The organism is Novosphingobium sp. SG720, from assembly GCF_012275365.1.
GTDB classification, from domain to species: Bacteria; Pseudomonadota; Alphaproteobacteria; order Sphingomonadales; family Sphingomonadaceae; genus Novosphingobium; species Novosphingobium rhizosphaerae.
Genome location: NZ_JAAZQN010000006.1, coordinates 271,168 through 289,922, shown reverse-complemented (window position 1 = coordinate 289,922; position 18,755 = coordinate 271,168). Strand labels below are relative to the sequence as shown.

Here is an 18,755-nt window from a genome sequence, read left to right as displayed (position 1 = left end):
CGTTACCTCGGATTCGATCAATCAACTTCTCCCCCCGTTCGCCCTGAGCTTGTCAAAGCCCCCACGCAGCCTGTCGCAACCGCATCACACCCCGGCCGCCACCTGCCGCCAGCGCGCCAGCAACCCATCCGCCAGGCTGGTCGGCACCAGTGCATCGCAGCGATCTTCGCGCACCACATGGAGCCGCACCGCCACATGCGCGATCACCGTCGCCGCCGTGCGCCCCGGCGCAAAGCCCACGTCTTCGGCATCGAACACGCCATCGTGCATCAACAGGGCGCGCCATGCAGCCCCGCACAAAGTCACCCGCACCAGTCCGCCGCCAATCGCCGTTACCGCGCCATGGCCCGCCACCGCAGCGGCCAGGGCGCGCGCATCCACGCCGCTGCCTTCCACCAGCCAGACATTGGGCTCGAACCGCATGGCCCGGCAAACATCGTCGCCCGCGCTGCATCCCGCCGCCGGCAGGGCAAAGCCCAGGGCCGCCGCCACCGGCCCGGCGCCAGCACCATCCCACAGTTCCAGCGCCAGCACATCGCCTGCATCGCCAACGATCATCTCAGTCACGATAGCGCGCCCCTTGCCGATCGTAGAACACCGGATCGCCCACCCGCACCCGCACCGTGGCCCCGCGCGTGGCAGACCAGGCCAGCAATTCCTGCCCATGCCGCGAAGTGCCATCGGTCAACAGCGCCAGGCCGATCCACCCCTCGCCCGCCACACGCGGCGCCGCCGTGGTCACATGGCCCAGCGGTTCCTCTCCCTCGCGCAGCACCAGCATCGCGCCTTCGGGCAGGGCCTGGCCGTCCAGCACGGTCAGCCCCACCAGATGCCGCCGCCCCGCGGCCGTGGCCAGGACCGGGCGCTGCAGTGCCTGCCAGCCGACGAACCCGCCCTGCTTGCGCAGCATGCCGCCCAGGCCGATATCGGCGGCGGTCACGCGCCCGTCCACTTCGGCGCCGATCACCACATGGCCCTTTTCCACGCGCAGATGGTCCATGGCATCAAGGCCATAGGCACCGCCACCGGCCGCAACCACCGCCTGGTGCAGCGCCTGCCACAGCGCGGGCATGTGGTGGCCGGGCGCATAGACTTCGAACGCGCGCTCCCCGCTATAGCTGGCGGCCAGCACCAGCACTTCGATCCCGGCGATCACACCCCGCGCGCAATGCATATGCGCGGGCGCCGCCGCGCCGGTCAGCCCGGCCAGCACCGCCACCGCGCGCGGCCCGGCCAGCGCCACGGCGCCGTAATGCTCCTGCACATTGACCACGCTCGCTTTCAGCTGCGGGGCCATGACATTGCGGAGCCACGACAAGTGCTGTGCCATGCGGTCCGCCCCGCCGGTGGAGCTGGTCAGCAGATAGCGCTGCTCGTCCAGGCGCCAGGCGGTGCCATCGTCCATCACCATACCGTCTTCGCGCAGCATCACGGTATAGCGCCCACGCCCCACCGCCAGCCGCCCGATGGCGGTGGCGCAGGCCATTTCCAGCAGCGCGGCGGCATCCGGCCCGGCCACCTCGAACGTGGCCAGCGTGGATACGTCCACGATTCCCGCGCTTTGCCGCACCATCCGCGCCTCGCGCAGGCTGGCCTGCCCCAGGCTTTCGCCCGCCTGCGGATAGCTGCGCGGGCGGAACCAGTATCCCACCGGCTGCCACGCCGCGCCTTGGCGGTCATGCTCCGCGTGCAGGCGCAGCTTGCGCACCGGCCCGGCATGGCCGCGCACCGCGGCTCCGGCAAACACGCCCAGCGTGGTGGGGGTATAGGGCGGGCGAAACGTGGTCAGCCCGGCCTGCGGAATCGCCACCCCCTGCGCCTGCGCCAATCGGCCCAGCGCGGCCATGTTGCCGGTCTTGCCCTGGTCGGTGCCCATGCCCAGCGTGGTATAACGCTTGAGGTGCTCGACCGAGCGATAGCCCTCGCGCCAGGCCAGATCGATATCGCCGAGCGAAACATCGTTCTGGAAATCGACGAAAGCCTTGCCGCGTATGGTGTCGGGCACCGTCGCCGCTTCGGCCGGCGTGCCCATGCCCAGCGGATCGTCCACCGCAAACATGCGCGCCTCGCCGCCACCGGCCTGCCAGCCTTGCGCCAGGATCGCGGCCAGGTCATGCCCGCCCGCCGCCGCGCCAATGCTCGCCTGCGCCTGCCGCGCCGCGCCGGGCACGAAGGCCTGCGTCGCCGCGTCCCAGGCCAGATCGCCGCCTGCCTGCTTGTGCAGATGCGCCACCGGGGTGAACCCGCCCGACATCGCCAGCAGATCGGCGGCAAAGCGCTGCTCGCCCCCGCCCACTTGCGCAATCACCGCGCAAAGCCGCTTCCCACGCACCCGCGTGTCGATCGGCCGGGCATCGGCCAGCACGGCAAACCGCGCGCGCGCCCGCTCCGCCAACGGGCCAGCGGGTGCAGCGCGGCTGTCCAGCACGGCCACCACCTGCGCCCCGGCGTCGGCCAGGGCAAAGGCGGTGCGATAGCCATCGTCGTTGCTCGTCGCCACCACGGCGCGGTGGCCCGGCACCACGCCATGGCGCCGCACATAGTGGCGCACCGCCTGCGCCAGCATCACGCCGGGCCGGTCGTTGCCGCCAAAGGCCAGCGGTCGCTCGATCGCGCCGGTCGCCAGGATCACCCGGCCCGCGCGCACTTTCCACAGGCGCTGGACCGGCGCATCAGCGCGCGAGGGCGCCTGCCCCGGCTCGGCCAGCCGCTCCACCACGCTGACCAGATTGCCGTCCCAATAGCCGGTCGCCGTGGCGCGCAGCAACACGCGCCCGCCGCCAGCCACGATCCGCGCCACCGCGTCCTGCGCCCACTCCGCCCCGGCGGCGCCGTCGATCCGCACGTCCTCGCGCAGCAGCGCGCCACCGGCCAAGCGGTCCAGCTCCACCAGCATCACCCGCTGCCCCGCCTGCACCGCCGCCAGCGCGGCGGCCAGCCCTGCCGGCCCGGCGCCTACCACCAAAAGGTCGCAAAACGCGGCGCGATGGTCGAAGGCATCGGGATCGGCGTGTTGCGGCGCCGGGCCAAGCCCCGCTGCCTTGCGGATGAAGCGTTCGTAAACCATCCACCGCTTGGGCGGCCCGAAGAACGTCTTGTAGTAAAAGCCCGCCGGGATCAGCCGCGAGACGAGACCGTTCACCGCGCCCACGTCGAACGCCAGGCTGGGCCAGGCATTCTGGCTGCGCGCCACAAGGCCCTGATAGACGAACACGTCGGTGGCGCGGGTGTTCGGCTCGACCCGCCCGCCTTCGCCCACAGTCACCAGCGCCGAAGGTTCCTCCACCCCGGCGGCCATGATCCCGCGCGGGCGGTGATACTTGAAACTGCGCGCCACCACGGCCACGCCGTTAGCCAGCAGCGCGGCGGCCAGCGTCTGCCCGGCGCGCGCGGCGTACGTCTTGCCGTCAAAGGTGAACTGCACCGTTTCCCCATTCATGGCAGCACCTGCACGCCCAGCGGACGCACCGCCACGATGGCATGGCTCATCCGGTCGCGCCGCAGTTCCAGCCAGCCCCGGCAGCCCAAGGTGTGGCGCCAGATCTCGTTTTCCTCCCCGCGCGGATTGGTGCGGGTATAGAGCGCGGCCATGGCCACGTCGGGCGCCTGGTCCAGTTGCACCACGCTGTCGCGCGTGCGTTCATAGGTGAATTCTTCCTGCGCGCGCGGCCCGCAATGGGGGCAGTGGATCAGCATCATGGCCTTGCGCTCCCCCTAGCGGTGCTGCGGCATCGGGCCGACGCCCGCTTCGTCGATGGTGCGCCCCTGGGCAAAGCGCGCCAGGTCGAACGGCGCGGCAATCGGGTGCGGCTGCCCGGTGGCGAGGTGATAGGCATAGAGATGCCCCGAACCCGGCGTCGCCTTGAACCCGCCATAGCACCAGCCGCCGTTGAGATGCAGGTTGCGCAAGGGCAAGTCCCCGATGATCGGCGATCCGTCAAAACTCATGTCGGTCACGCCAGACCAGCAGCGCACCATGCGCAAGCGGCTGAGCGCGGGCACCAGCGCAATCGCCTGGGCAATCGCATGTTCCAGCCGCACCGGCTGGCCGCGCTGGGCATAGCTGGGAAAGCCATCAGGATCGCCCCCCGCCACGATCCCGCCCTTGTCGGATTGCGAGATATAGCAGTGCAGCGATTGCGACATGATCACCGTGTCGATCATCGGCTTGACCGGCTCGGTCACATAGGCCTGAAGCGTATGGCTCTCGATCGGCAGGCGCACCCCGGCCAAGCCCGCCACATGGCCGCTGTTGCCCGCCACGCAGATCGCCACTTTGCCCGCCGCAATGGCCCCGCGCGTGGTTTCGATCCCGGTCACCGCGTCGCCCTGGCGGGTAAAGCCGATGACTTCGCAATTCTCGATAATGTCCACGCCCAGATTGTCTGCGGCGCGGGCATAGCCCCAGGCCACCGCATCGTGCCGCGCCGTGCCGCCGCGATGCTGGATCAGCCCGCCCGCAATCGGCCAGCGCGCCGCGCGCGAGAAATCGAGCAGCGGTACCAGCCGGCGCACCGCGTCCACGCTCATCAATTCGGCGTCGATGCCCATGGCCCGCAAACTGTCGCCGCGCTCCGCCAGCCGCGTCATGTCGGCATCCGAATGCCCCAGGAACAGCGCCCCGCGCGGGGAAAACATCACGTTGTAATTCAATTCGTCAGACAGGCCCTCCCACAGCCGCAGCGAATGCTCCAGCAGCCGCTGCAACGGCGCCTGGCGATAGTTCGATCGCACGATCGTGGTGTTGCGCCCGGTGTTGCCGCCGCCGATCCAGCCCTTTTCCACCACGGCCACGTTGCGGATGCCGTGCCGGCTGGCGAGGTAATAGGCGGTGGCCAGCCCATGCGCCCCGCCGCCGATGATCACCACGTCATAGCTGGGCTTGGGCTCTGCCGCGCGCCAGGCGCGGCCCCAGTGGCGATGCCCGCCCAGCGCGCCGCGCAACAGCGCCAGCGCGGAATAGCGGCTCTTGGCCCGGAAGTGGGATGTGGTTCCTGTCACAACACCATGCGTAAGGGGCACGGTGCCACGGCGTCGCGTCTAAAAATGTCATCCGCGCGGCCGAAAATGTGATTTGCCAAAATCGCGCGCGGACCGGTCTTTGCAGCGCCAGAACGCGCGGCAGCATCGGCCGCGCCGGGGGAAACACGCGCATGACCGGAATTGTCGAACCCGCCAGCGGCGCCACGCCGGGGCACGTGCTGCTGCTGCGCTGCGCCGACCAGCGCGGCATCGTGGCCGCCGTGGCCAGCTTCCTGGCCGGGCAAGGCGCCACGATCACCGAATCCAACCACTTCAACGATGGCACCTCCGGCCTCTTCGCCATGCGCACCGCCTTTGCCGGCGATGGCGTGCCGCTGCCCGATGTGGACCTGCTGCGCCAGCGTTTCGCGCCGATTGCCGAACGCTTTGCCATGGACTGGTCGCTGCACGACATGGCGCGCCGCCCGCGCCTGTTGCTTGCGGTGTCGAAATTCGGGCACTGCCTGTTCGATCTGCTCCACCGCTGGCGCGCAGGGCTGCTGCCGGTGGACATCGTCGGCGTCGTCTCCAACCACGATGACATGCGCAGCTTCGTGGAATGGAGCGGCCTTCCCTATCACCACCTGCCGATGAAGCCCGATGGCAAGGCCGCGCAGGAGGCGCGCATGGCCGCGCTGATCGACGAGACGGACCCCGATCTCGTCGTGCTGGCGCGCTACATGCAGATCCTTTCGCCCATGCTGTGCGAAAAAGTGGCGGGGCGCTGCATCAACATTCACCACAGCTTCCTGCCCAGCTTCAAGGGCGCCAAGCCCTATCACCAGGCGCACGAACGCGGCGTGAAGATCATCGGCGCCACCGCGCACTATGTGACGACGGACCTGGACGAAGGCCCGATCATCGAGCAGGACGTGCGCCGCGTCACCCACGTCCACGCGCCGGAAACGCTGGTCGCCCTGGGCCGCGACGTGGAATGCCAGGTGCTCGCCCGCGCGGTATCCTGGCACATCGAACGCCGCGTGATGGTCAACGGCAACAAGACTATCGTGTTCGGCTGAACAGCTCTATTGTGCAGTGCAGCATTTTCCATGGAAAACCCGGAGAAACCGCAAGGTTTCCCCGGGGAAATCCGATATCCTATTGCCGTGTATGCCTTTTTTCAGGCGTTACGTGGCCGCCGTGCCAGCCAGTTGGCAATGCCGCCACCCACGCCCAGCGCCAGGCCCAGCCCGCTCACCCCGGTCCAACCGGCGCCATGCCAGGCCAGTGCCGCCAGGGCAGACCCCGCCGCGCCCAGCAGGAACATGCCGCCCATGAACAGGGTGTTGAGCCGTGCCCGCGCGCCCTGGTCCAGGGCATAGACGATATGCTGGTGCGAGATCAGCGCGCTCTGCACCGCCAGGTCCAGCACGATGCAGGCCAACGCCAAGCCCACCAATCCCGGAAAGGCCATGGCAATGGCCCATGCCACCACCATCAGCGCCACGCCCGCCACGATCGTGGCATGGGGCCCGCGCCGGTCGGCCACATGGCCAGCCAGTGGCGCAGCCAGGATGCCCACCGCGCCGATCACGCCAAACAGCCCAGCCACGCTCGGCCCTTCGCCCACTTCCGCCAGGCGCAGCGCGAGGATGCTCCAGAACGCGCTGAATGCGGCAAACAGCAGGCCCTGCGTGATCGTGGCCAGGCGCAGCGCGCGGTGCGCACGCCACAAGTGCCACAGCGAAGCAAGCAGCTGCGGATAGCGCGGCCCCTGCCCGGCTGCCGATTTGGGCAGCATCGCGCGCAAGATCGCGGCGGCCAGCAGGGCCAGCGGCACGCCCAGCCAGAACATCGCGCGCCAGCCGGCATGCTGGGCCACGAACCCGGCCAGCGTGCGGCTGAGCAGGATGCCACACAGCAGCCCCGCCATGACCTTGCCGATCACCGCCCCGCTGCGTTCGGGCGGGGCAAGGTGCGCGGCAAACGGCACGATCTGCTGCGCCACGGTGGCCAGCGCGCCCAGGAGGAGCGAGGCGCCCAGCAAGAGCGCGGGCGACGGAGCGATCGCGGCCAGGACCAGCGCCACCGACAGCAGCAGGAATTGCGTGACGATCAGCGCCCGCCGCTCCACCCGGTCGCCCAGCGGCACCAACAGGAACAGCCCCAGTGCATAGCCGAGCTGCGTCACCGTGGGCACCAGCGCGGTCAGCGCGCTTGGCATGCTCACCTCGATCAGGCCGAGCATCGGCTGGTTGTAATAGATATTGGCCACGCCAAGGCCGGTCGTGGCGGCCATCGCCAGAGTCAGGCCCGCGCCAAGCGTGGGACGCGAGGCGGGCGGGAGCGACGGGTGTGCCGGGCGCGGGGGCGCGCCGGCCAGGATCGTTTCCGACATGATCAGGGCTCTTTCCTGTTGGGCAGACCGAGGGGGAAACGGTTGCTGCCACGCTTGGTTGCCAGCGCTATGCCCCAAGCCCGACGCAATGATAATCCACCCATTTTGGCAGTCACCATTGCATATAGCGCAACGCTCACCCCGTCAGCCCGCGCTCCCAGTACGGCGGCGTGCCAAACCGCGCCGCCAGGAAATCCACGAACAGGCGGACTTTGGCCATCCCGCGCCGATCGGGCAGCGTCACGGCATGAATGCCCACGTCGCCCAGCGGCAGCGCGCCGGGCCGCGCGATATCGGCTTGCCAGCCGCCCAGCACCGCGACCAGGCGCCCGGCTGCGATCTCTTCCCCCACCAGCCAGGTGGGCAGCAGCGCCAGCCCCACCCCGGCCAGCGCGCCTTCGCGAATGGTGTCGGCATGGTTGGTGCGCAACGGGCCCGTCACCCGCACCCACTGGTGCTGGCCATCGCGGCTCAACCGCCAGCGCCGCTCGCCATCGGCAAAGGCAAAGGTAAGGCAGGCATGGCTTTCCAGGTCGGCAGGGCTGCCGGGCGTGCCATGGGCGGCAAGATAGGCGGGGCTGGCGCAGACCACGCGGCGCTGCGGCGCCAGCCGCCGCGCGATCAGGCTGGAGGAATCGAGCACGCCCAGTCGCAGCGCCACATCGATGCGCTGCGCCGCCAGGTCGAGCACGCTGTCCGTCACGCTCACGTCCAGCGCGATGTCGGGATGGGCGGCCAGGAAGGCTGGCAGCCAAGGCGTCACGTGCAGCCGCGCAAACGTGACCGGCAGGCTCACCCTGAGCAGCCCGCGCGCCGCGCCTGCCCCCTCGCGCGTGGCGCGGTTCGCCTCGGCCAACTGGTCCAGGATGGCGCGCGCCTGGGGGTAATAGGCTTCCCCCGCGCTGGTCAGCCTCACCTGCCGCGTGGTGCGCTGCAAGAGCCGCGTGCCCAGCGCGGCCTCCAGCGCATCGACATGGCGGGTGAACGAGGATGTCGCCTGCCCCGCCCGGCGCGCGGCCGGGGCAAAGCCGCCCTCGTCCACCACCGCCACAAAGGCACCGAGCGCGGCGAACATGTCCATGGCGCCGCGCCCTTTTTGAGGCCTCAGCCCTGGGGTTCGCTGGCCGCGGCCACTTCGGCCGGATCACCCAGGATCACGCCCACCCGCTCGTGCAGGCTGGTGGGCATCAGGTCGAGAATGCGCGCCGTGCCGTTGCTGGCCGCGCCGCCCGCCTGCTCGATCAGGAACGCCATGGGGTTGGCTTCATAGAGCAGGCGCAGGCGCGCCTTGCCCGGATTGCGCGAATCCGCCGGATAGAGGAACACCCCGCCGCGCTTGATGATGCGGTGCACGTCGGCCACCATCGAGGCGGGCCAGCGCATGTTGTAATCCACGCCCAGCGGCCCTTCGGTGCCACAGATGCGTTCTTCAATATACTGCGCGACGTGCGGCGACCACTGTCGGCGGCGCGCCATGTTGACGGCAAACTCGCGGTTGCCGCGCGGCATCTGCATCGGCCCGTCGGTGAGCCGCCACGAACCGATCTCGCGATCGAGCGTGAATTCATAGACCCCCGTGCCCACGGTCAGCACCAGCAGCGTCTGCGGGCCATAGATGGCATAGCCGGCCGCCACCTGCTCCGCACCAGGCTGGAGGAAATCCGCCTCGGTCACGTCGCGCCCGGCGCAGGCATCGGGCGCGCGCAGCACCGAAAAGATCGTGCCGACCGAAAGGTTCACGTCGATATTGCTCGATCCGTCGATCGGATCGAAGGTCAGCAGGTATTCGCCCTTGGGAAAGCGGCCGGGAATGGGATGCAGCGTCTCCATTTCCTCAGAGGCCATGGCGGCCAGCTGCCCGCCCCATTCGTTGGCATCGAGCAGCAGGTCGTTGGCGATCACGTCCAGCTTCTTCTGCACTTCGCCTTGCACGTTCTCGTTGCCGAGCGAACCCAGCACATCGCCCAGGGCGCCCTTGGAAATGGCAAAGTTGATCGCCTTGCACGCGCGCGCCACGGTTTCCAGCAAGAGGCGCAGGCCCGCCGGGCACGGCGAATCCGGCCGCCGCTGCTGCTCGATCAGAAAGCGGGTGAGCGTGACCGGCTGCCCCGATTGCGGATTGGGCGCCGGGGCCGGAGCCGGTGCGGCGGGGGCGCTGTCAAGCACCGGGGTCTGGATGGTCATCGCGCGAATCTCTCCTGCATGGCCGGCCGGGCCGGGCGCCTCGTGCCTCTCTCTAAGCCCATAATTGTGCATTTGCGAAGGCCTTGCGGGTACTTTTTTGCAAACGTCGCACTGTGGTGTGGGAAGATGTGCTGGAGCGTTAGGCCCGGTAAAGCGGAACATTGTATAGCCCGATGTGGTGGCATCGATGCTACGTTTACCTTTGTGAACCAACAGCGGTCCAACTTGCCCAATAATCCTAACGACGTTGCCTATATGCGAATTTGATCAGCGTGACATGAATCGTCGTGACTGATATAAAATTAGGTCTGAAGGTAGCAATCAGTCATCGATGGGGAGAATGCAAATTATACGGAAAATCTCTCGATCCTTGTGGGACGCCCTTAGTGCTGTCAGCCAATGGCAATGGATCGTGGCGACTTTCGGTGCAAGTGCGTTAGCGGGGGTAACTTGGATTGCATCCCAACCGCTATGGCTAACACTGTTCGTGGGACTGGCAACTCTAGCGCTGCTTCTTATAATTTTCCATCGGTTAGAGATTTGGTCTGTACACCGAAAGCTACGAATTTTCCCTAGCCCCCGGCTACAAGCAAATTTGGAATCATACTACTTAAATGGCGACACTTCATTGAAATTTATAATCGAAAATTTGGGACCTGGTGATGTAACAATTCTAGAATATGAACAAACTTCTGAAACAGATTTCATAGGGAGCGACTATATTGAATCCAATCGGTTTTTACCGGAACGAGGAAAAATATCAATTAATTCTCTGCCGCTGCTCGTTCGGGATAACCCGAAATCTGTAGGAATCAGATTCAACTTTAGATCTATGAATAGCTCTAGGATTTTTACTGCGCAGTACGAATTTTCTATACCAGAACGGCGTGAAATTTCGATCACATCCCCGCATGTTTGGGCTCAACACGACGGCGCAAGCGTTTCGCAAAAAAACATAGATGCTGGATTATATAAATCATTTCTTTCAGAGGAAGGAAGCATAGCCTTCACTCTAATAAAAAACGAAAATCGAGAAATATCCAACATACTGGAATTGAAAGGTTCACATGGAGGATTTTTTTGCGATTTAGATCACGGAGTTTTTATTTTTGAACGGAAAGTTTCTAATTGTGTCAAAACTATAAAATTACAATATCACGTCGAAAAAGATTGGTGTTTTGTGGCATTTGTCTGGAACGACGTCAAAAATGAAATGCGACTTCACATAAACGACACGGTTTCTTCCGATCCCGAAATAACCTATCTCATCTCGTAGTAGCGATCTCATGCAACTGCTCGGCGGCGCGCGCCCTGATGTCGGCGCGGCGTTCCGGCGTCAGCTTGGCCATCATCTCTTCATGCGTACGTGCCATGATCCAACCTCCCTTTCCCAGGAAGCTGGACCCCGGATCAAGTCCGGGGTGACGAAGTGGTTGGGCAATCGGGGCAAGCACCCCTATCCCCGCGCCACCAGCTTGCCGGCCAGCACCACCTTGCGCGTGGGCGCTTGCGGATTGTCCAGGCGGTCGAGCAGCATGGTCGTGGCGGTGCGGCCGATTTCTTCCACCGGCTGCTCGATCACACTGATGCCCCCGCCGTTGCCCACGAAATCCATCCAGTCGTTGTTGTCGAATCCGGCCAGCGCGATGTCTGCCGGGACGGACAGGCCCTGGGCGCGCAAGGCGCGCAGGATGTGGAGGAGCATGACGCCGTTGCTGGCCACCAGGGCATCAGGGCGCTGCGGGCCCGAAAGCAGGGCGGCGAGCGCGCGTTCGGCTTCTCCGGTGTTGTGCGGCACGGCCAGGGCCTGGGCTTCCAGGCCGAGTGCGGCGGCGGCGCGTTCGAAGCCCGCGCGGCGTTCGTGGCCGGTCATGCTCATCGCGCCGAAGAGGCCGGCCACGCGGCGATGGCCCTGGGCGTGCAGATGTTCCACCAGCACGGCGGCCATGCGTTCGTTGTCGAGCAGCACGCAATCAAGATCCGCGCCGGGAATCGCGCGGTCGATCAGCACCACCGGACGCTCGCCTTCCGGGCGGTCGGTTCTGGCCACGCGCTGGCGCGAGGGCGCCAGGATCACCCCGGCTGCGCGCTCCTGGTGCATGAGGTCGAGGTACATCGCCTCCTTCGCCGGATCTTCATCGGTGTTGCACAAGATCACCTGCATCCCGCGCGCCGCTGCCACCGTTTCCACGCTGCGCGACACGGCGGTGAAGAACGGGTTGCGGATATCGGCCACGATCAGGCCGATCACGTTGGAATGCTGCGAACGCAGCCGCCGCGCCGCCAGGTTGGGCCGATAGCCCGTCACTTTGACGGCATCGTGCACGCGCTGCTGCATGGCCGCGTCCACGGCCTTGCCCGCCAGCACCCGCGAAACCGTGGCCGCCGAAACGCCGGCCACCCGCGCCACATCCTTGATCCCCACGGCCATCAGAAAACGTTCTCTCCAACTCCCCGGCCGATTGGCCTGTTCTTCGCACAAACATGGCCGCAATCCCCCCATTTGCGCAAGCCTCTTGACAAAATTCATGAGAAAACGTTTTCTGAAGGCACAGCGGCGGCCCAAGCCCGCCGGCAAGCACCCCTGGAGAGAGGCCCGAAATGCTGCCCAACCCCGCGATTTTGCCAGAAGAGGCGGCTCTCGTGCGCATCGGCGCGCAGGCCGGCAGCAAGGAAGACGCGATTCGCCAGGTGGGCCAGATGCTGGTGGCCGCGGGCTGCGTTGCGCCGGGCTATGAAGATTCGATGGTGCGGCGCGAGGGCGTGGCCAACACGTTTCTGGGCGCGGGCGTGGCGATCCCCCATGGCCTGGGCGAAGACAAGGGTCTGGTGCGCCGCGACGGCATCGCCGTGCTGCAACTGCGCGACGGGGTGGAATGGAACCCCGGCCAGACGGCGCATCTGGTCGTGGGCATTGCCGCCAATTCCGACAGCCACATCGCCATCCTGCGCCGGCTCACCCGCCTGATCCAGGACGAGCCACGCCTTTCCGCGCTGGTGGCAAGCGACGACCCCCACGCCATTGCCGCCGCGCTGGGCGAAGATGGCGCCGCGCCTGCCGCGCAGGCTCCGGTGGCCGATCTGGCCCATGCCGCGCAGTGGACCGTGGACTATCCCGCCGGCCTTCACGCGCGCCCCGCATCGGCATGGATGGAGGCCGCGCGCGCCGCGCCGGCCGCCTTGCGCGTGCGCCACGGGGCCGATTGCGCCGATCCCAAGAGCCTGGTGTCGCTGCTGCAACTGGGCCTCAAGTGCGGCGACACCGTCACCATTTCCGCCGATGGGCCGCAGGGCCGCGCGGCGGTGGACCAGTTCCTTGCCGCCGTGCGCCGTCTGACCGCGCGCGAAAAGGAAGATGCCGCGCGTGCCGCCGCCAAGGTGGCCGCCGCCGCGCAGACCACCGGGCGCGGCTGGCAGCCGGAAACGGCGCTCACCATGCTGGCCGGCGTTGCCGCCAGCCCCGGCCTCGCCATCGGCACGGTCCATGTCGTGGCCGCGGCCGAGCTTTCCGTGCCCGACGAGCCGGTGGACCTGGGCCGGGGTGGCGCCATGCTCGACGACGCGCTGCGCCGCACCCGCGCGCAGATGACCGCGCTGATCGACGATACCACCCGCCGCCTGGGCGCCAGCGATGCCGCGATCTTCAAGGCCCAAGCGGACCTGCTCGACGACACCGACCTCATCACCCTCACGTGCCAGTTGATGGTCGAAGGGCATGGCGTGGCCTGGTCGTGGCACCAGGCCGTCAGCCGCATTGCCGGGCAGCTTTCCGCGCTGGGCAATCCGGTGCTCGCCGCCCGCGCGGCAGACTTGCACGATGTGGGCCGCCGCGTGCTGGCCGCGCTCGATCCCACCCTCGCGACCGGTTCGATCGATACGCTGCCCGAGGGTTCGTGCATCCTGGTGGCGGCAGACCTTTCCCCGTCCGATACGGCAACGCTCGATCCCGAAAAGGTTGCCGGCATTGCCACGGCGCTGGGCGGGCCGACGTCGCACAGCGCGATCCTGGCGCGCACGCTGGGGCTGCCCTCGGTGGTGGCGGTGGGCCAGGACCTGTTGGCGCTGAGCGCACAAACCAAAGTCATCGTCGATGGTGATGCGGGGCGCGTGTGGCTCGATCCCACGCCGGCCGACCTGGCCTGCGCGCAAGCCTGGATCGATCGCATCGCCGCCCGCCGCCAGGCGCAGGAGGCCGAACGCAGCCGCCCGGCGGTGACCACCGATGGGCACCAGGTGGCCATTGCCGCCAACGTCAACCGCCCGGATTCGGTGCCCTTTGCCCTGGCCGAAGGTGCCGAAGGCGTGGGCCTGATGCGCACCGAATTCCTGTTCCTGGAACGCGGCGACACGCCCAGCGAGGACGAGCAGGAAGCGATCTATCGCGCGATGATCGCCGCGCTTGGCGACCGCCCGCTGATCGTGCGCGCGCTCGATATCGGCGGCGACAAGCAAGTGCCGCACTTGGACCTGCCAACGGAAGAAAACCCGTTCCTGGGCGTGCGCGGCGCGCGGCTGCTGCTGCGCCGGCCCGACTTGCTCGATCCGCAATTGCGCGCGCTCTACCGCGCAGCAAAGCACGGCGGCGACTTGTCGATCATGTTCCCGATGATCACCTCTGCCTGGGAATTGGAGCGCCTGCGCGCGCGGTGCGAGGAAATCCGTGCCGAGCTGGATGCACCGGCGGTGCCGATCGGCATCATGATCGAAGTGCCCGCCGCTGCGGTCCAGGCCCATGCCCTTGCCCAGCATGCCGATTTCTTTTCGATCGGCACCAATGACCTCACGCAATATACGCTGGCGATCGACCGCCAGAACCCCGAACTGGCGGCCGAGGCCGACAGCCTGCACCCTGCCGTGCTGCGCCTGATCGCGCTGACCGTGGAAGGCGCGGCGGCGCATGGCCGCTGGGTGGGGGTATGCGGCGGATTGGCCGGCGATCCGTTCGGCGCGGCGCTGCTCACCGGGCTTGGCGTAACCGAACTGTCGATGACCCCGCGCGACATTCCCGCCGTGAAGGCGCGGCTGCGCGCCGCCAACCTGCCCGATCTGCAAGACCTCGCCCGCCGCGCGCTGGCCCAGCCCGGCGCCGCGCAAGTGCGCGCGCTGGATGCCCCTGCCCTGGATGAAAGAGCCGCCTGATGCGCGTCCATACGCTTACGCTCAACCCCGCGATCGATGAGACGATCACGCTTGATACGCTCGTGCCCGGCCAGGTCCACCGCGCCCGTGCCGTGCGCCAGAATGCCGGGGGCAAGGGCATCAACGTGGCCAGTTGCCTGGCCGATTGGGGCGTAGCGGTTTCGGCGCATGGCCTGCTGGGCCGCGACAATGCCGCCCCGTTCGAAGCGCTGTTTGCCGCCAAGCCGATCACCGATGCCATGGTGCGGGTGGACGGCGCCACGCGCGTCAACCTCAAGCTGGTGGATAGCGCCGGCACGACCGACATCAACCTCGATGGCCTGGCCGTGACCGACGAAACCCTTGCCGCCGTGCTCGATGGGCTGGCCGATATGGCCGCCGCCGGGGACATGGCGGTGCTGGCGGGCAGTCTCCCCCCCGGCTGCCCGCCAGCCTGCTATGCCAGCCAAGTGGCGCGGCTGCGCGATGCGGGCGTGCATGTGTTGCTCGATGCCAGCGGCGAACCGCTGGCGCGCGCGCTGGCCGCGCCGGTGCTGCCCCACGTGATCAAGCCCAACCGCGATGAACTGGCGGCCTGGGCCGGCGAACCCCTGCCCGATATCGCCGCCGTGCTGGCCGCAGCCCGCGCGCTCCATGCGCGGGGGGTTGACCAGGTGGTCGTGTCGATGGGCAGCGAAGGCGCCCTGTTCGTCAATGGCGATGGTGCGATGCATGCGCGCCTGGCCCTGCCCCCGATCGGGCCACTGGGCATTCCCAGCACGGTGGGCGCGGGCGATGCCATGGTGGCGGGGCTGGCCGCCGCGCATGTCGCCGGGCTGGGCCTGGCGGAGACCGCGCGGCTGGCCACGGCCTTTGCCGTGGCCAAGCTGGGCATGGCCGGGCCCAACCTGCCGGAAAAGGCCAGCGTGCTGGCCCTGGCGCAAGACGTGATCACCGGCCCGCGCCCATGACGCGCGCCAAAAAGAACCTGGGATAGAGCCTGATGAAACACCAAGTGCTGATCGCCGCGCCCGGGCGCGATGTGGAGGCGGTGCTGGCCGCGCAAGCCCTGGCCAAGGCCGCGCGCGAAGCCGGGCTGGAAATCGACGTGCATCTCGAAAGCGCGGGCGATGCACCCGCCGCACCGGCCCTGCTGGTGGGCGCGCCCGATCATCCCCAAGCCGCGCAGGCGGCGCAGGTGGTGGCGCTCGATGCCGTGCTGGCCGATCCCGCCGCCGCCCTGGCCCTGCTTTCCGCCCAGCCGAATGCTGCGCAGCAAGTGCGCGTGGTGGCGATCACCTCGTGCCCCACGGGCATTGCCCACACGTTCATGGCGGCCGAAGGGCTGCAACAGGGCGCGGCCGAACTGGGCCATGCCATCCGCGTGGAAACGCAAGGCTCGGTGGGCGCCGGCACGCCGCTGACCGCCCAGGAAATTGCCGAGGCCGACGTGGTTATCATCGCCGCCGACCGCGAAGTGGACCGCGCCCGCTTTGCCGGCAAGCGCGTGTTTGCCAGCAATACCAAGCCCGCGATCACCGGCGGCGCCGCGCTGATCACCCGCGCCCTGGCCGAAGCCAGCGTGCAGGCCGGCGGCGAAACCGCTGGCGCCGCGCCGGCCAAGGCCGAACGCACCGGCCCCTACAAGCACCTGATGACCGGCGTTTCGTTCATGCTGCCCTTCGTGGTGGCGGGCGGGCTGCTGATTGCGCTGGCCTTTGCGCTGGGCGGCATTCACGCCAATGACGATGCCGCCGCCGGCACGCTGGCGCACACCCTGTTCGAAATCGGCGCCAAGGGCGGCTTTGCCCTGATCGTGCCGGCATTGGCCGGCTATATCGCCTATTCCATTGCCGATCGGCCGGGCATCGCGCCGGGCATGATCGGCGGCATGATCGCCGCCAGCCAGGGCGCCGGGTTCCTGGGCGGCATCGTCGCGGGCTTCATCGCCGGCTATGGCGTGGAAGCGCTCAATCGCGCGATCCGCCTGCCGCGCAACCTGGCGGGCCTCAAGCCCATGCTGATCCTGCCGCTGCTCGGCACGCTGATCACCGGGCTGCTGATGGTCTATGCCGTGGGCACGCCGGTGGCGGCGGTGCTCTCGTTCCTTACCGAATGGCTGCGCGGGATGCAGGGATCGAGCGCGATTGCGCTGGGCCTGATCCTGGGCGCGATGATGGCGTTCGACATGGGCGGGCCGGTAAACAAGGCCAGCTATGCCTTTTCCGTCGGCCTGATCGCCAGCCAAGTCTACACCCCGATGGCCGCGACGATGGCCGCGGGGATGACCCCGCCGCTCGGCATCGCACTCGCCACCGTGCTGTTCCGCAGCCGCTTTTCGGCAGAGGAACGCGATGGCGCCGGAGCCACCGCCGTGCTCGGCCTGGCCTTCATCACCGAAGGCGCGATTCCGTTCGCGGCGCGCGATCCGCTGCGCATGATCCCGGCATTCGTGGCCGGATCAGCGCTGGCCGGCGCCATTTCGATGGCGATGGGCGTGGAACTGCGCGTGCCCCACGGCGGGGTGTTCGTGCTGCCGATCCCCGGCGCGGTCACGCATCTGGGCGCCTATGCCCTGGCGATTGCCGCCGGCACGCTGACCACCGCGCTTTTGGCCGGGCTGCTGCGCCGCCCGCTTCCGACCACCGCCTGACCTCTTTTTCGCGCGGCCGCCCCTGGCCGCAAGGAGTGCCTCGTCCCATGCCCGCCCTGCCTTCTGGTGCCTGCCGCGCAGGCGCCCTCGCTATCGTGCTGCCCGCTCTCCTCGCCTCGGCCGCCCCGGCGCTGGCCGACGAGGCGCCGCCGCCGCCCACACTGCCCGCCACCGCGAAAAGCCAACCCGCGCCCAACCTGGCGCAGCCGCTGGCCGACCAGGGCATTACCCTGGCCTATAGCTATACCGGCGAAGCGGCTGGCAACGTTTCGGGCGGCCTGGCGCGCAAGAGCGCCTATACCGGCCAGGTCTATCTCGGCGCCGATTTCGACATGGATCGCATCGTCGGTATTCCCGGCGCGACGATCCACTTTGCCGTGACCAACCGCCACGGCAAGAGCCTGTCGAACATCGCGCTGGGCAACAACACCTCGGTCCAGGAAGTGTGGGGCACGCAAAACACCCACCTGGCGATCCTCACATGGGAGCAGAAGCTGCTCAATGACCGCCTGGTGATCGAGGCCGGTCGCAGCCAGGCCAACATCCACTTCCTCAATTCGCCGCTCTATTGCCTGTTCCAAAGCAATTCGACCTGCGGCAACCCCACTTTCGTGTTCAAGAACAGCAACTTCACCTATTTCCCCGCGTCAAGCTGGATGGCCCAGGCCAAGCTCGCGCTCGCGCCGCGCTGGTTCGCTCATGCCGGGGTCTATGAAGTGAACCCCGATCGCAAGCGCTGGAACGACGATGGCTTCAACTTCTCTTCGGCCAACCGCACCGGGGTGATCGTGCCGTGGGAAGTGGGCTATGGCGATGACAAGCGCGAAACCCGCCTGCCCGGCCACTATATCCTGGGCGGCTGGTTCGACCGCGCCGATTACAGCGACCCGCTGCGCGACGACAATGGCGGCATCGCCATTCTCACCGGCCGCCCGGCGCGCACCCTGCACGGCCGCAGCGGCATCTATGTGCGGTTCGACCAGCAATTGACCCGGCCGGATCCCACGAGCAAGCGCGGCCTCTCGATCTTCGGCGTGGCGATGACCAATCTTTCGGGCCAGGTGGAAGAAAGCCGCTATTTCGATTTCGGCGTGGTGCAGACCGGCACGTTCAAGGGCCGCGACAGCGATACGCTGGGCTTCATGATCAACGACCAGCGCTTTTCCGACCTGGCCATGGCGCGCATGCGCGCCGCGCGCCTGGCCGCCGGCGGCGAAGACAACGTGCATCGCCACCAGGTGATGATGGAACTCGCCTATGGCGCCGATGTGGTGCCGGGCCTGCGCGTTTCGCCCAACGTGCAGTATATCCTGCACCCGGACAACACCGGCGCGCCGTTCAATCGCACCAACACCGACAATGCGCTGGTCTTCGGCTTCAAGTTCACACTGGACGGCCCCACCTTTTTCGGGCGGTGACCGTCCAGCCGGCGTGGCGGAA

At 67.6% G+C, this 18,755-nt stretch carries 14 protein-coding genes; 6 read left to right on the top strand and 8 right to left on the bottom strand.

Features of this window, described 5'->3' with window-relative positions; translation table 11 throughout:
- Positions 1-84: 84 nt before the first annotated feature.
- The 4 genes from FHW94_RS19610 to FHW94_RS19595 are packed head-to-tail and all read right to left on the bottom strand — an operon-like array spanning position 85 to position 5,001.
- Complete coding sequence (locus FHW94_RS19610; RefSeq protein ID WP_246866296.1) at positions 85-558, bottom strand: sarcosine oxidase subunit gamma family protein; 474 nt, start codon at positions 556-558, stop codon at positions 85-87.
- 1 nt (position 559) lies between these two features.
- Positions 560-3,439 (bottom strand): 2Fe-2S iron-sulfur cluster-binding protein, encoded by a 2,880-nt coding sequence (locus FHW94_RS19605; RefSeq protein ID WP_168557519.1) that lies wholly within the window; start codon positions 3,437-3,439, stop codon positions 560-562.
- The gene (locus tag FHW94_RS19600) at positions 3,436-3,699 is read right to left on the bottom strand and encodes a sarcosine oxidase subunit delta (RefSeq protein ID WP_168557518.1); all 264 of its coding nucleotides are present in this window, start codon (positions 3,697-3,699) and stop codon (positions 3,436-3,438) included. The genes FHW94_RS19605 and FHW94_RS19600 overlap by 4 nt, the downstream gene beginning before the upstream one ends.
- A gap of 15 nt (positions 3,700-3,714) precedes the next feature.
- Positions 3,715-5,001: a sarcosine oxidase subunit beta family protein gene (locus FHW94_RS19595; protein WP_168557517.1), complete on the bottom strand. Its 1,287-nt coding sequence runs from the start codon at positions 4,999-5,001 to the stop codon at positions 3,715-3,717.
- A gap of 152 nt (positions 5,002-5,153) precedes the next feature.
- On the opposite strand from FHW94_RS19595, the gene purU reads away from it, so the two are divergent.
- Positions 5,154-6,041, top strand: a complete 888-nt coding sequence (gene purU / locus FHW94_RS19590; protein ID WP_168557516.1) for a formyltetrahydrofolate deformylase — start codon at positions 5,154-5,156, stop codon at positions 6,039-6,041.
- A gap of 101 nt (positions 6,042-6,142) precedes the next feature.
- Here purU and FHW94_RS19585 read toward each other — a convergent pair whose 3' ends face one another.
- The 3 genes from FHW94_RS19585 to FHW94_RS19575 all read right to left on the bottom strand — a co-directional run bounded on the left by FHW94_RS19585 (position 6,143) and on the right by FHW94_RS19575 (position 9,544).
- A complete protein-coding gene (locus FHW94_RS19585; protein WP_349237564.1) occupies positions 6,143-7,360 on the bottom strand; it encodes an MFS transporter in 1,218 nt (405 codons plus the stop codon).
- Between the two features lie 136 nt (positions 7,361-7,496).
- Entirely contained in the window at positions 7,497-8,441 is a 945-nt protein-coding gene (locus FHW94_RS19580; protein WP_168557515.1) for a LysR family transcriptional regulator, read from the bottom strand.
- Between the two features lie 23 nt (positions 8,442-8,464).
- A complete protein-coding gene (locus tag FHW94_RS19575) occupies positions 8,465-9,544 on the bottom strand; it encodes a class 1 fructose-bisphosphatase (RefSeq protein ID WP_168557514.1) in 1,080 nt (359 codons plus the stop codon).
- 412 nt (positions 9,545-9,956) lie between these two features.
- On the opposite strand from FHW94_RS19575, the gene FHW94_RS19570 reads away from it, so the two are divergent.
- On the top strand, positions 9,957-10,820 hold the full coding sequence (locus FHW94_RS19570; protein WP_168557513.1) for a hypothetical protein: 864 nt from the start codon (positions 9,957-9,959) through the stop codon (positions 10,818-10,820).
- A gap of 180 nt (positions 10,821-11,000) precedes the next feature.
- Here FHW94_RS19570 and FHW94_RS19565 read toward each other — a convergent pair whose 3' ends face one another.
- Complete coding sequence (locus FHW94_RS19565; RefSeq protein ID WP_168557512.1) at positions 11,001-11,975, bottom strand: LacI family DNA-binding transcriptional regulator; 975 nt, start codon at positions 11,973-11,975, stop codon at positions 11,001-11,003.
- Between the two features lie 170 nt (positions 11,976-12,145).
- Here FHW94_RS19565 and ptsP point away from each other — a divergent pair, with 170 nt between their 5' ends.
- The 4 genes from ptsP to FHW94_RS19545 are packed head-to-tail and all read left to right on the top strand — an operon-like array spanning position 12,146 to position 18,733.
- Entirely contained in the window at positions 12,146-14,683 is a 2,538-nt protein-coding gene (gene ptsP, locus FHW94_RS19560) for a phosphoenolpyruvate--protein phosphotransferase (protein ID WP_168557511.1), read from the top strand.
- Entirely contained in the window at positions 14,683-15,633 is a 951-nt protein-coding gene (gene pfkB / locus FHW94_RS19555) for a 1-phosphofructokinase (protein WP_168557510.1), read from the top strand. The genes ptsP and pfkB overlap by 1 nt, the downstream gene beginning before the upstream one ends.
- 32 nt (positions 15,634-15,665) lie before the next feature.
- Positions 15,666-17,315, top strand: a complete 1,650-nt coding sequence (locus FHW94_RS19550; protein ID WP_168557509.1) for a fructose-specific PTS transporter subunit EIIC — start codon at positions 15,666-15,668, stop codon at positions 17,313-17,315.
- A gap of 47 nt (positions 17,316-17,362) precedes the next feature.
- Positions 17,363-18,733: a carbohydrate porin gene (locus FHW94_RS19545; RefSeq protein ID WP_168557508.1), complete on the top strand. Its 1,371-nt coding sequence runs from the start codon at positions 17,363-17,365 to the stop codon at positions 18,731-18,733.
- Positions 18,734-18,755: the final 22 nt, after the last annotated feature.